Origin of the sequence: Photobacterium ganghwense, from assembly GCF_003025595.1 — a bacterium.
Lineage (GTDB): Bacteria > Pseudomonadota > Gammaproteobacteria > Enterobacterales > Vibrionaceae > Photobacterium > Photobacterium ganghwense.
In genome coordinates, this window is the sequence record NZ_PYMI01000002.1 from 753898 (window position 1) to 767174 (window position 13277).

Annotated in this window: 11 protein-coding genes; 5 read left to right on the plus strand and 6 right to left on the minus strand. The window is 48.7% G+C overall.

The window, feature by feature from the left end; translation table 11 throughout:
* Nucleotides 1-375 precede the first annotated feature (375 nt).
* Entirely contained in the window at nucleotides 376-2304 is a 1929-nt protein-coding gene (locus C9I92_RS09190) for a DEAD/DEAH box helicase (protein WP_047884592.1), read from the plus strand.
* A 313-nt stretch (nucleotides 2305-2617) separates the two neighbouring features.
* Nucleotides 2618-4327, plus strand: coding sequence for a phospho-sugar mutase (locus C9I92_RS09195; protein ID WP_047884591.1), 1710 nt, complete (start codon nucleotides 2618-2620; stop codon nucleotides 4325-4327).
* 226 nt (nucleotides 4328-4553) lie between these two features.
* Here C9I92_RS09195 and C9I92_RS09200 read toward each other — a convergent pair whose 3' ends face one another.
* Entirely contained in the window at nucleotides 4554-5006 is a 453-nt protein-coding gene (locus C9I92_RS09200) for a hypothetical protein (RefSeq protein WP_047884590.1), read from the minus strand.
* 276 nt (nucleotides 5007-5282) lie between these two features.
* On the opposite strand from C9I92_RS09200, the gene mrcB reads away from it, so the two are divergent.
* Nucleotides 5283-7673 carry a penicillin-binding protein 1B gene (gene mrcB / locus C9I92_RS09205; RefSeq protein WP_084712528.1) on the plus strand — a complete coding sequence of 797 codons (2391 nt, stop codon included), beginning with the start codon at nucleotides 5283-5285 and terminating at the stop codon, nucleotides 7671-7673.
* 149 nt (nucleotides 7674-7822) lie between these two features.
* On the plus strand, nucleotides 7823-8374 hold the full coding sequence (locus C9I92_RS09210; protein ID WP_047884848.1) for an NUDIX hydrolase: 552 nt from the start codon (nucleotides 7823-7825) through the stop codon (nucleotides 8372-8374).
* Between the two features lie 192 nt (nucleotides 8375-8566).
* Here the strand turns inward: C9I92_RS09210 and C9I92_RS09215 are convergent, their stop codons facing one another.
* Nucleotides 8567-8854, minus strand: a complete 288-nt coding sequence (locus C9I92_RS09215) for a Rho-binding antiterminator (protein WP_047884589.1) — start codon at nucleotides 8852-8854, stop codon at nucleotides 8567-8569.
* 535 nt (nucleotides 8855-9389) lie between these two features.
* Nucleotides 9390-10178 carry a RelA/SpoT domain-containing protein gene (locus C9I92_RS09220; protein ID WP_047884588.1) on the minus strand — a complete coding sequence of 263 codons (789 nt, stop codon included), beginning with the start codon at nucleotides 10176-10178 and terminating at the stop codon, nucleotides 9390-9392.
* Between the two features lie 425 nt (nucleotides 10179-10603).
* On the opposite strand from C9I92_RS09220, the gene C9I92_RS09225 reads away from it, so the two are divergent.
* Entirely contained in the window at nucleotides 10604-10936 is a 333-nt protein-coding gene (locus C9I92_RS09225; RefSeq protein WP_047884587.1) for a hypothetical protein, read from the plus strand.
* 108 nt (nucleotides 10937-11044) lie between these two features.
* Here C9I92_RS09225 and C9I92_RS09230 read toward each other — a convergent pair whose 3' ends face one another.
* The 3 genes from C9I92_RS09230 to C9I92_RS09240 all read right to left on the minus strand — a co-directional run bounded on the left by C9I92_RS09230 (nucleotide 11045) and on the right by C9I92_RS09240 (nucleotide 13062).
* Nucleotides 11045-11398: a HopJ type III effector protein gene (locus tag C9I92_RS09230; protein ID WP_047884586.1), complete on the minus strand. Its 354-nt coding sequence runs from the start codon at nucleotides 11396-11398 to the stop codon at nucleotides 11045-11047.
* A gap of 139 nt (nucleotides 11399-11537) precedes the next feature.
* Complete coding sequence (locus C9I92_RS09235; RefSeq protein WP_047884585.1) at nucleotides 11538-11933, minus strand: DUF2750 domain-containing protein; 396 nt, start codon at nucleotides 11931-11933, stop codon at nucleotides 11538-11540.
* Between the two features lie 106 nt (nucleotides 11934-12039).
* The gene (locus C9I92_RS09240; protein ID WP_047884584.1) at nucleotides 12040-13062 is read right to left on the minus strand and encodes a transporter; all 1023 of its coding nucleotides are present in this window, start codon (nucleotides 13060-13062) and stop codon (nucleotides 12040-12042) included.
* Nucleotides 13063-13277: the final 215 nt, after the last annotated feature.

The window sequence follows — 13277 nt, forward strand, 5'->3', positions numbered from 1 at the left end:
AAAAGCCGACGTGGGAGCGAAGCAGAACGGTGTATTCGGCGCCGTTATTTAGGGAAAGCCATGAAATTACTGTGTTTGTAAGGCACTGAACGGGGCGGTCAGGTTTGCCAAGGTGGGACTTCAGACGCTATCACTTGCATAGAAAATGCGTCGAAAAGAAACAAAAAACGGCAAGTCATTGGGCGAATTGTTTAAATAGTAGTTTCTTGAAAGTTAATTTGTGACAGCGCTCAATTTTTTCTGGCTTTTTATCGAGTAATGGCGCACAATGCGCGCCTTCACTATTGTCGAGGCCCAAGCTTGTGGTTGCTGTTGCAGAACCGTTTTATAGCCTTAGGGGCCCCGTTTTATGTTCGATTATTTATTGGGATCCCAATGCAAGAATCTGTTACAGAATTTCGCCAGTTAGACCTGGCCGACACACTACTATCCGCACTTGACTCAATGGGCTTCGTTGCGCCGACTCCAATTCAGGCGGCGTCTATTCCTCTTCTACTTGCCGGTAATGATGCGCTGGGTAAAGCGCAGACAGGTACGGGTAAAACAGCTGCATTCTCACTGCCGCTGCTGAACAAACTTGATCTGAACCAGCACAAGCCACAAGCCATCGTTATGGCGCCGACTCGTGAGCTGGCTATTCAGGTTGCAGCTGAGATTAAAGTTCTTGGTCAAAACATCAAGGGCCTGAAAGTTCTGGAAATTTACGGTGGTGCTTCTATCGTTGACCAGATGCGTGCTCTGAAATCAGGCGCTCACATTGTTGTGGGTACTCCTGGTCGTGTTAAAGACCTGATCACTCGTGATCGTCTGCACCTGGACGAAGTACACACTTTCGTTCTGGATGAAGCAGATGAAATGCTGAAGATGGGTTTCGTTGATGACGTAACCTGGATCATGGAACAAGCGCCTGAATCGGCACAGCGTGTTCTGTTCTCAGCAACTATGCCTCCAATCGTTAAGGAAATCGTTGATCGTTTCCTGCGTGATCCAGCGCGTATCGACGTAGCCGGTGAAAACCGTACTGTTGCTAAAGTTGAGCAGCAGTTCTGGGTTGTAAAAGGCGTAGAAAAAGATGAAGCAATGATGCGTCTGCTGGAAACAGAAGACACTGACGCGTCAATCGTGTTTGTACGTACTCGTCAGGATACCGAGCGTCTGGCTGACTGGCTGTCTGCGCGTGGCTTTAAGGCTGCGGCACTGCACGGTGATATTCCTCAGTCACTGCGTGAGCGTACTGTTGAGCACATCAAACGCGGTGTGATTGATATCCTGGTTGCAACTGACGTTGTTGCTCGTGGTCTTGACGTGCCACGTATCACGCACGTATTCAACTACGACATCCCGTTCGATGTAGAATCGTACATCCACCGTATCGGTCGTACAGGCCGTGCCGGTCGTAACGGTAAAGCGATCCTGCTGGTTCGTACCAACCAGATTCGTATGCTGCGCACTATCGAACGCGTGACTAAATCACGCATGGAAGAAATCCAACTTCCTCTTCGTGATGCTGTTGCTGAAGCCCGTCTGAGCCGTCTGGGCCAGGAGCTGGAAGCTCAGAAAGAAGAAGCAAGCCTGGAGTCTTTCGTTGAGCTGGTAGAAAAGCTGCAAGAAAGCATCGAAGTTGACGCGGCAACACTGGCTGCAATGCTGCTGAAGCGTCAGCAGGGTAACCGTCCTCTGTTCTACAAAGGTCCGGACCCAATGATCGCTGCAGTTGAGCGCGACAAGCAGCGTCGTGACCGTCGTCGTGATGACCGTGGCGAGCGCGGTGAACGTGGCGAACGCGGTGAGCGTCGTGAGCGTCGTACTTACAACACTGCTGACTGGGATACTTACCAGCTGCAAGTGGGCCGTGAGCAAGGCGTACAGGTTAAAGATATCGTTGGCGCAATCGCAAACGAGCTGGGCCTGAACAAAGACAGCATCGGTGCAATCAAACTGGCTCCTGAGCACACTTACGTTCAGCTGCCTAAGAAACTGCCAAACGAAGTTGCAGCTCAGCTTAAGAAGCTGCGCATCCGCCAGAACGACGTGAAAGCGGTTGTGGTAGAAGACGATGTACTGCGTGAGCACCGTCGTGGTGGCCGCGAAGGCAACCGTGGTGAAGGCCGTGAAGGCAACCGTGGTGGTTACCGTGGTAATGCCAATAATGGCAGCCGTGAAGGTTTCCGCCCACGTCGTGACGGTGAGCGTCGTTTCGACCGTAACCGTGGCGGCGATAACCGTGGCAGCTTCCGTGGTGAACGTAACCACGGTAGTACGGGTGCGCCACAGCGTCGTAGCAAGCCTCGCTTCGAAGACTAATCGTCTAGCGTAAAGCACTAAATCGTAATCCAGCCCTTAGGGGCTGGATTTTTTTTGCCTGTAAAACGCCCCTGCCAGTTGAATATAGCAATATTTACATTTGAGTTGATAATGGTTATCAGTTAGATTGTTTGGTCGCCACATTGAGACAGATTTCGTTGTCCCATGTAGCACAACCTCTATACTTTTTTCAGTTGTTTCTGAACTGTACAGAACCCTTGGAAGGACGGTGTGCTGATGCAGCACGTAAACGGCCTGACAATTTCGCCGTTAGGGCGGGTTCAATAGCATTCTTAAATGGTAGGACTTCCATATGAATACAGAAGTATCAACTTGGCTGGCACGCGATCCCGATCCGGTTACAAGAGAAGAATTACAACGGCTTATTGATACGAATGACCGTGATGCGCTGGAAGATCGCTTTTCATCTCGACTGGCGTTCGGTACTGCCGGATTGCGTGGGATTGTTGGCGCAGGACCCAATCGCATGAACCGCCTGGTGATTCAGGAAACGGCACTGGGACTTGGGAAGTACCTGCTGGCCACTTTTAGTGACGCAGCCTCACGAGGCGTGGTGATTGGTTATGACGGTCGTCCTGACTCCTCACAGTTTGCCCGTGATGCAGCCGCTATGCTGGCCTCACTGGGGATTAAGGTCTACCTGACTGAGAAAGTGGCCCCTACACCGCTAGTGGCATTTGGTGTCCGTCATCTTGGAACGGCTGCCGGTATTGTTGTGACTGCCAGCCATAATCCGCCAGCGTACAATGGATTTAAAGTGTATTGGGACAATGGCGCGCAGATCATTCCTCCACATGATTCAGGGATAGCAGCACAGATTGATATTGCAGCATCTGAACCACTACCGGTGATGAGTGTGGAAGATGCTGAGCATCAAGGGCTGTTGACCTGGCTGAACGGTGACTTTTACACTGAGTACCGTAAAACGCTCAATAACAGTGCGATTTTGTCCAATCATCAGCAGCCGGAGGCGGTTAGTCTGGCGTATACCGCGATGCATGGTGTTGGAGCTGACATGGCAGAGCAGTTGCTGGCTGATGCTGGTTTTAAAAATGTGTACAGCGTTAAAGCCCAACGCGAGCCGGACGGAACTTTCCCGACGGTGAATTTCCCCAATCCAGAAGAAGCCGGTGCGATGGATATGGTGATCGCTGAAGCCAAAGCCCATGATGCAATGCTGGCTTGTGCCAACGATCCTGATGCTGATCGCTTTGCGGTGGCAGTCAGGACGGAAGATGGCGAGTACAAAATGCTGACCGGTGATCAGGTCGGTGTGTTGTTGGGTCATTACCTGCTTACCCATGCTGCGCCGGAGCAAAATCTGGTTGGTACCACTATTGTTTCTTCTAGCTTGTTGAAGAAAGTTGCTGAGGCCGCTGGGGCGAAGTATTACCAGACATTAACCGGCTTTAAATGGCTGACCAACATTGCCATGCAGAAGCAAACCGGGGACAACCAGTTCTTGTTTGCGTATGAAGAAGCGCTGGGTTACACCGTGGGGCAGACCGTGTGGGACAAAGACGGCTTGTCAGCCTTGGTGGCCTTCGCACAGTTGACCTCAGAATTACAGGCTCAGGGTAAAACGATCTGGAACCGGTTGGAAGATATTTACCGTGAACACGGTTTTTACCTTAATGCGCAGCGGAGTATTGCCCTGGATCCGAGCTCGCCACCGGTTGGTGACAGTTTACGTACCACACCACCAGAAGCCATTGCAGGTCGCGCTGTGGTTTGCATTGACGATTTGAAAACATCGCAGCGCCAGTATGCTGATGGTAAGGTGGGAGCTATCGACCTGCCTGCGAGTGATGTGCTGATTTACTGGCTGGATGACGATTCCCGTGTGGTTGTGCGCCCGTCCGGTACGGAGCCAAAACTTAAGTGTTACTACGAGGTGGTAGAGCCGATTGGCCATGAAGATTGTCTCAAACATGTCCAGCAGCGGGCGGCTGAAGCGATGGACGATCTGATCACCAAACACCAGGCATCTTTACCGAAATAGTTTACCGAAATAGCGAGATGGAACACTGGTATCTGCGAAAGCTTCAAAGATCGCGATAGGTTTTAGCGGATAACAAATAGCCGGGCATAATCGCCCGGCTAATTTTTATAATGACTTTTGTTTTAACGCGTTGCTGCGGTGACTGGCTGCCTTTGTCCGATAAACAACTCATCGTATAAGCAACCTGTTCTAAACCAGCTTGTTCAATGAACACTCAGCTTAAAAGTTATTGGCTGCGTTTTTCGTTAAGTTCTGCGTAGGTATGTAGCAGCTCGGTCAGCACTTTAATCCAGCCAAACGCGTCAGAGGGTGCATTTGGAAGAATTTTTTCTACCTGATCACAATGTTGTTCCAGTGTCACTGCCTCTTCCAGATTGAAAGAGATCGCGTAAAAATGCCAAAGCAGCAAACGCGTCATGCGCTCGGTATTTTGAGACGCATTGTCAGACTCACTAAACGCACCTTTCACTTCGCCCAGCGCAATGGCTGTCATACGTAACATCGCATCAAATTGCGCCGAAATAAGTCGCTCCTGACTGTCGACTTCTTCTTTGTCAAACGTAAACAATTCCTGCATGACATCTTCCGGCACCATGCGGCTCACCACTCGGTGGCTGAATTCTTCCAGTTCATGACGCGGCATGGTCATCAGGCATTCGAGTTTATAATCACGTTCCATAATTTTCGGCTTGATCGTTCAGTTAAAAATAGAATTCCCGCGTTAACATCATCACTATTTCGCGTAAAAACGCGGTGTGTGAATGATTCGGTGGGGGCAGGTATTCTGCGGGATTTTATCGCGGATTACCAGTCGGGTTGCAACCTTGTGCTGTGATCTCGCCATCTGCAAAAATCAAGTGTTTAGCCGCTTTTCATGTAGGCTTTGACATTTTTCTGACACCGCAAAATGATGCTTGCGCTAATGTCTGCGCGTTATTTCTACCAGAAACAGACTATGACAAAGCAACAGACACCTGACGATTCTAAGCAATCACCTGAAAACACCCCTTCTTCACGCATGGTTCCGCCTAAAAAGAAGAAGGAAAAAAAGCGTAGCTGGCTGGCTTACACCGCAATTGCAGCGGTTATTGCCACATCTGCTGGCCTGATGAAAATGGGCTACCAGCTTAACGATGAGGTGACCGCCAAATTTGAAGGGGAGCTCTGGCAGCTGCCTTCTGTGGTTTATGCCCGAGAGCTGACACTTCAGCCGGGCGCATTGATCCGTTACGAAGATCTGGTCAATGAGTTGAAGGTACTGAAATACCGGAAAGTGGACAAACCGTCTCAACCGGGTGAGTACACCACCAGTCGATTAAAGGTCGAGTTCATTCGCCGCCCGTTTGAGTTCCGTGATGGGGAGCAGGATGCCCGCCATGTACAGGTGACCTTTGATTATTCCAGTGTAAAGAAAATTATCGATGTCGCCAGCAAGCGAGAAATGGGGATCTTGTCGGTTGAACCGAAACTGCTTGGCATGCTGGAAGCGAAAACCGAAGAGCAGCGCATTTACAAGCCAAAAGATGAAATGCCGCAGCCTCTTATTGATGCGCTGATTGCCACCGAAGACCGCGACTTTTATGAGCACGAAGGGGTGTCTCCGACTGCGATTATGCGCGCATTTGTCGCAAACCTGAAAGCCGGCCGTACCGTTCAGGGAGGCAGTACCCTGACCCAGCAACTGGCGAAAAACATGTTTCTGACCAGTGAACGCAGCTTGTGGCGGAAATTCCGTGAAGCCTATATGGCTCTGATCCTGGATTACCGATTCACCAAAGATCAGATTCTCGATGCTTACCTGAATCAGGTATACCTGGCGCAGAGCGGTCGTGAGGCGGTGCATGGCTTTGAGTTGGGCTCTCGGTTCTATTTCGGGTTACCACTGTCTGAGCTGCGGGTTGATCAGCAGGCATTACTGGTGGGTCTGGTCAAAGGACCGTCTTACTACAATCCGTGGCGCTATCCTGAACGTGCAAAAACACGCCGTAACTTGGTGTTGAAGCTGATGGCAGATAATGGCGTTCTGGAAGAAAACGAGTACAAGAAGGCTTTAGATAAACCGTTGGATTTGCAACCGAAAGGTAAGATTGCTAACCGACAGCCTGCGTACTTTGGCCAGTTGGAACGTGAACTGCAAGCGAAAGTCGACGGTTACCAGCCGGGGAAAGGGTTGCGTCTGTTTACTACGCTGGACCCCCGCTCACAAGAGCTGGCTGAGCGATCGGTCAATTCGGTTATTCCACAATTGGAAGCACGAGCTGGCAATGAGCTGGAAACCGCGGTGGTTGTGGCGGATCGCCTGACAGGTGAAATCCGCGCGATGGTGGGAGGCTCTCGTACCGGTTTTGACGGGTTTAACCGTGCGATTGATGCGAAACGTCAGATTGGTTCGGTGGTGAAACCTGCGGTGTATTTGTCAGCACTGGAGTTGCCAAAGCGTTTCTCACTGGCGACCAGTTTGCAGGATCGACCACTGACGCTGAAAGGACAGAAAGGTGAAAACTGGACGCCACGAAATTATGACCGTCAGTATCGAGGAGAAGTGCCATTGTATCTGGCACTGGCTAAATCTTACAACATCCCGACAGTCAACCTGGGGATGGCGGTTGGCTTGGATCATGTCATTGATACCATGACCAAGCTGGGAATCGATGAAGGTGAAATCCCGAAATTACCTTCAATGCTACTGGGAGCATTTACGCTGACACCACTGGAAGTTACTCAGATGTACCAGACCATCGCCAGTGGCGGTCGTCGCAGTAAGCTGACGGCACTGAATGCGGTGGTGGATAAAGAAGGCAATATTCTTTATCAGCATTTGCCGACATCCAAAGAAGTGGTATCTGAGGAAGCGGCGTGGCTGACACTGTACGGTATGCAACGCGTGGTGACAGAAGGTACAGCGCGTTATCTGAATTCTGTATTGCCGTCTTCCCGTCTGGCTGGTAAAACCGGTACCTCAGATAAGGGCCGTGACAGCTGGTATGTGGGGGTCGACGGTCGTGAAGTGGTGACGATCTGGATGGGGCGCGATGACAACAAGGCGGTGAAGCTAACAGGTTCTGCCGGGCCACTGCGTCTTTATGCTGACTATATCCAGCACCGTGATCCTGAACCGTTGGTGCTGAAACGTCCGTCAAAAATTGTTGATTTTGATTATTACACAGACCGCCAGGGCGTACTGGCACAAAGCTGTATCGGCCAAACGCATCTGCCTGCCTGGGATCCGGAAGGAACGTTAAAGCAGGGCTGTATCCATCAGGGCTTGGGTGATGATATTTCGGAAGGGATTCGCAAAGGCTCCGGCCAGGTTGAAGGCTTCCTGAAGCGTCTGTTTACCTGGTAACCCTGAGAAACTGATTCGCTGGTTTATCCTCACTGGCTTTACTGCTATAGGGGATCGTACCGATAAGGGGATCGGTGCCGGGCATTGTCGAAATGGCTTCAGGCCGCTACAATGCCCGGCTCTTTCATCCGGTAGCAGAGACTTCTTCCATGCGTTTACTCCAATCAAGTGTCCATCCCGAGCTGACTAATTTGGACGGCACGCTTTTCCATCGTAAAGCGGCACGTGGCATCATCCTGAAAGGCGAAGAGATCCTGATGGTGTATACCGCACGTTATCACGATTACACGTTGCCGGGTGGTGGACTGGATGATGGAGAAGACGCTGTTGAAGGGCTGATTCGTGAGCTGCAGGAAGAAACCGGTGCCAGAAATATTCGCGACATTCGTGAATTTGGTCTGTATGAAGAATATCGCCCTTGGTATAAACCGGATTTCGATATCATGCACATGGAATCATACTGCTATGTGTGTACGATTGATGATGAACTCGGTGAGACCCGTTTGGAAGACTATGAAGTCAGTAATGGGATGAAACCTGTGTGGATCAATATCTTTGATGCTATCGCTCATAATGAACACACCATGGCGAACAGTGAGAAGAAAGGCATGTCGATTGAGCGCGAAACGTTCCTGCTCAAGCGCATTGTCGAAGAGTTGTTGCCTGAGGCGTCTGAAACGGTGCTTCAGGCTGCGAGCTGAGCATACAGAAGCCAGCGTAGTATGTTAATGCTTTGCAGCGAAAACATCTGCGGCTCCCAAAGACTTATATCTGTGAAAGGCTGCCAAATGGGCAGCCTTTCATTTATGTACTTGAACCTGTTTTACGTTGTTTTACGTAATGTGGCATTTGGTCTGATGCTGAACTTGATTTCAGCAGGCTGGATGCCGTTGTCATACACCAACGGTTTTATCAAATTCACTCTTGGTGACTTCATCAAAACGGGCATTAGGGGTCAAAGCTTTCATGCGGTTAATGCAATCCAGTCGTATTTTGGTGTATTGATACTGTGTTTTACAGATCAGCCATTCCGATTTGTCCGGCTGAATGTCGGTATCGATACACCTTCCTTCTACAGTAGAACCATCCCGTAATTCCAGCTGCACATCGTAATGATACAGGCAGGCTAGCTCAAAATGGTCATACAGGGCGCAATCAATGGGTTGGTAGCGGTCACTCATGGTTCCCTCATCTGGTAGTGGACACGTTTCAAACGCAGGTAATTTACACGCAAAACTAAACACCTGTTATTTAACCGTAGACAACATCACTGTGTCACAAAACCGTCATGAGCGACTTTTGAGACTCAATATCGAAAAACTGTCTGTAGTTTGAGACACCACCGTGACTAATTGATTCCTGTTATCCCTGAGATTGTGTGTTTGAATAGGCGCTTCACAGCACTTTTCACAGAAGTCGTAATTATGCTGTGAAGCTGCACTTTCGATGGTTTGTGATTACGGGTATAAAGTTGGCCGCCGCTCATTAGGTTAGAGAGGTAAATTGGTAGATAGTTACATAGGTGGATAGTTAAATAGGTTGATAATAGCTAGGTTGATAATAAGTAGATAGGGACGACGGATCCGACAGCAGTGGGTCGGCGGCCAGAACTGCAGTTTACATGCTGAAAACTAAAACCCGTCGATTAAAACCCCTTTTTAGTCAATCCCGCTGAGTAATATCAGTGTTAGTGCCTGGTGTGAACCTGACGGCTGGTTAGCTAGCCAGCCGGTTAGGGTGCAGGTATTGCTGCCAGGCATCATGATACAGAGCCTGTGAAGTAACCCTAAGTTGGCTGATTTGGGCCAGTTCAAATTCACTCAGGTCGCGAGATTCATGTTGTGCGCGACGCTCAATGTGCTGAATCTGTTCATAGATGTCATGCTCAGGGCCGCTTTTGACGGTAGAAATCGCATCCAGGTGAAGCTGAACTTCAGCAATCATGCCGGTTTCCGGCAATTGAACCAACACTTTCAGGTCGCGGTAACCTGACGGGGCCGGATTTTTAAAACGGTTCTTAACCGCAATCAGGGTCGACTCCTTTCCAACCAGTTCAAATGCCTGTACCAGGCTGGGAATATCACGGGCAACAATGGATGCACGAGCCAGGTCGGTGATCTGGCTGGCATCGCCATTGAGCTCTGTCTCAATTTTACTGAGCGCGCGTTCTTTGGATTTTACATCAGGAATAATCACGTCGTTCCCGGTCATCATCCCCACTTCTTTAATCAGGTTGCTTAGCTCTTCTTGTGCATGCGGAGCGACCTGATACAGCGCATTAAAGTGGCTGTAAGGCTGTCGAATGTCTGATGAGCGCCAACTATTGATGCTATATAGGCCACTCAGACTGCGCTGAAACGATTTCTTGCTAGTCTCGGATTGCTTGGATGAGACCTCATAATCCAGACGGTCAAAGTCATTCAGTGTCGGGGAGGCAATGGCAGAGCCTCGACCCATCACACAGAACAGAATAAATGCGGTACGTAGTACGCCTTTAATATCCATTAAACAACTCCTGTTTCGCCAGATTTCTGGCTGATACGTAAAACGTTAAAATGATGGGTAGCCCCATGCAAAAGCGACGTATCCAGTTGTGTTGCCGAATGATTTTCTTCAGTAATGAGATTATCAACTTTATCTGAACGACACATGAATTTTACGTCAGCGTGAAGTGAAATCGATCACATTGGTGATAAATCATCGATTCTGTGAAGTGATTTGTAACATTCCTTATCATTCCGAAAGGATCTGACGTGTTTAATGATAAAATTTTGGCCTGATAGCGGGAGGTGAGTCAGGAAAAAGCGCCTGGATAAGTGCCTTACACACGAGATATGGCTGCTATGACGCTATCGGAATGGCGTGAGCAGATGAGACGCTACATCTGCTTTTTTAACATCTACAGGCGAGCACAACTGCCAGGGTAAAATATGCAACAAGATCTATTAATCATTTTTGCGGCCGTATGGCTTGGTATGGCGCTGGGCAGCTTTATGCTGTTTCATCGGGGAAAAGACGTTGCGAAAAAACGTAAGTTGTGGCCGGTGTACACGATCGTCAGTAATGTCGTGATTGCTGCGGTGATTGTTTACATGCAACCGCCATTCACCATGATGCTGGGATTGCTGGCTTTTATGGTGCCTTTGACCTGGCTTACCATTCGTTCAACACGTTTTTGTGATGCCTGCGCACACCCGAGCCGCAGCCCATTTTTTATGAAGCCGCCATCAACGTGCTCGCACTGTAAAAAGCCGCTGCATTAAGCATTCTAAACAACGCCCGGTATTCAGTGATGATCGGGCGTTTTCTTTTGCGGGCGTTTGTTTAAGCTTTATTGCTTATGTTGTTGATGTAATAAAAAGCTCGAAACATCAGGGTTTGGTGGTCAGAGGGCAGTCGTCAAACTTAATCCCGGCCCAGCCATACTTCATAAAATGGCGAATGTTCTGATGATCGCTGCCAGCTGGGTGTTGCAAAACATCATTACGGTAAAACTCACCAAAGCAGGCGAGTGTTTCAGCTTCTGTCAGTTTGTTCAGTTGAGCGAAGGCAAAGATGCGGCAGGAGCCTTCATTCGTACCGGCTGGATTAGTCAACGTTTCTTTGCCTAAACCGTTTGAGAAGGTCACAGGGGCATATGCGTAGTTGTCGTTGATAACCTGCATGACCTGGCTGAAACTTACTGATTCCGGCTGCTGTTTGAGTTGGGTAAAAAATGCCTCCATGGCAACATTCCTCGTAAAGTTAACGCAGTTTCTGTAGGAAGTGATGGTAAAAAAGGGGGAGTCAAACACTCCCTCTTTATTGGTGTCAGCAATTTTGAGAGCGGGTTGCCCAAAAATTCGCAGGAGCAATAATCGCAACTTAGCGGGATTGTTTCTTTTCCTGCTGACGCAGTTCAAAATCCAGCTCTTCAGGATCGATAACTAAGCCATCTTCGTCCACATTCGGAAAGACGACAACAGCCAGTTGATCATCCGCTAAGCCATAAGTCCAGCGGCTATGCCATTTATTCAGCGAAATTGATTCAGCCTTGCAGGACTCCCAGTCTCCGGTTGCCCAGGCTTCTGCAAACTCACGGTTAGGCCAAACCGGTACACAGTCATCATCTTCTGTATTCAGCATGACGCAGCCATGTTCGTCAGTCAGAATCCAAATTTCTCGATTGGCTACCACTTCTTTCAGCAGATACTGGTAGCGTTTCTCTGAATCATAATTTTGGATTGTCGCAATTTGGCTTGGGTCTAGTGGCGTAGACATGCAATTTTCCTGTCACTCATAGTAATAGCGTTATAGCTTAGAGGAAAATTAGACTTTAGTCATTGAAGGATTCCCCGCCAGTGAACTGACGGGGAACAGATGCGCGTTATTTCAGCGTATATGGAATGCGGACAGAAAGTTGGAAGTCAGGGGCGTCAGCGGTTAAACCGGCTGTCACACCGACGTTCAGTGTTGTATCTCGGTTAATGGCGTAGTTGGCACCCATCGAAATAGAGTCCAGTTGCAGCAATTTGGCATCCGCCGGGGTAGAACCATTCACTTCTGATTTGAAGATGGTTTTGTGGCTAAGGCCCAGGCTGAATGAAAAACGGGGATTGACGGCAAAACCCATACCGGCGCTGAAACCAATGGTATCACCTAAGTCAATACTGGTTTTAGTCCGTTCACCGTCTTGTTCAACCGTTACATCATCTTCAATATTCCAGATGTAGCTCAGGTTGGCATAAATAACCGCCGGGTCGATGGGCATAATCATTGTCATGCTCGGCTCTATACTTGGAAATCCAGAGCCCGTAGGCAGTTCTGCAAAACCGAACTGATCGTCAATAGGCACATCATATGGCGATGAACCTGTGGTTGTTTTAAAACGGACACCTGCGATCCAGTAAGGCGCTTCTAGCATATTAATTTGATACTTAAAGGCCGCTTCTATATCGCCAAGATCACTATTATCAAAGGTTCTGAGTTCAGGCGCATCACTGCCTGAGCCATTCACGCTTCGACGAGAAATCGAATCATAACGATATACCCAGGGAATTCTGGCTTCTACTTCCAGTCGGTTGGTGATCCCGTAACGGCCCGTTAAACCGAATGTGAGTGTTGTTCGGTCAGTGTCATTGGCTTCGATAAGGCCAACAATCAAAGACGGCAAAACGGTGTAACCTACGACAGATACGGTATTAGATGAGTTCTGGGTAAAGGAAAGACTGGTATCCAGAACAAAGGATCCTTTAGGGGTCAGAACGCCTGGCTGTTCAAAAATGTCAGCGACCGTTTGAACCCTTTTCGGCTTTTTGTCTGGAGCTGTTTCAGCAGGTTCTTCTGCTGCTACACCTCCGGACACCAAAGCAAGAAGCACGATTAGGCTTTTGTTATTGAAAGTAGTCACGATTTCCTCACTTATTACTAAACGGCTAACCCCTGAAGGTATAAAAGCAGTAGGCTTCTTTTATGAATAAAAAAGTGAAACGAACTGTTAAGAAAATCATAGTCGAGGTGAGAATAAGGTGGTAACTGAGATTCTCAGAATAAGTCTTAGTAATGAGAACAAACCATATCCTTCTATAAAATGAGAAACAGGTTAAATTTTTCTTAAAAATAAAA

Excerpts from the sequence above, each read along its gene's own strand:
- C9I92_RS09190 (WP_047884592.1), top strand. The coding sequence starts at position 376 with ATGCAAGAATCTGTTACAGAATTTCGCCAGTTAGACCTGGCCGACACA.
- C9I92_RS09195 (WP_047884591.1), top strand. The coding sequence starts at position 2,618 with ATGAATACAGAAGTATCAACTTGGCTGGCACGCGATCCCGATCCGGTT.
- C9I92_RS09200 (WP_047884590.1), bottom strand. The coding sequence starts at position 5,006 with ATGGAACGTGATTATAAACTCGAATGCCTGATGACCATGCCGCGTCAT.
- mrcB (WP_084712528.1), top strand. The coding sequence starts at position 5,283 with ATGACAAAGCAACAGACACCTGACGATTCTAAGCAATCACCTGAAAAC.
- C9I92_RS09210 (WP_047884848.1), top strand. The coding sequence starts at position 7,823 with ATGCGTTTACTCCAATCAAGTGTCCATCCCGAGCTGACTAATTTGGAC.
- C9I92_RS09215 (WP_047884589.1), bottom strand. The coding sequence starts at position 8,854 with ATGAGTGACCGCTACCAACCCATTGATTGCGCCCTGTATGACCATTTT.
- C9I92_RS09220 (WP_047884588.1), bottom strand. The coding sequence starts at position 10,178 with ATGGATATTAAAGGCGTACTACGTACCGCATTTATTCTGTTCTGTGTG.
- C9I92_RS09225 (WP_047884587.1), top strand. The coding sequence starts at position 10,604 with ATGCAACAAGATCTATTAATCATTTTTGCGGCCGTATGGCTTGGTATG.
- C9I92_RS09230 (WP_047884586.1), bottom strand. The coding sequence starts at position 11,398 with ATGGAGGCATTTTTTACCCAACTCAAACAGCAGCCGGAATCAGTAAGT.
- C9I92_RS09235 (WP_047884585.1), bottom strand. The coding sequence starts at position 11,933 with ATGTCTACGCCACTAGACCCAAGCCAAATTGCGACAATCCAAAATTAT.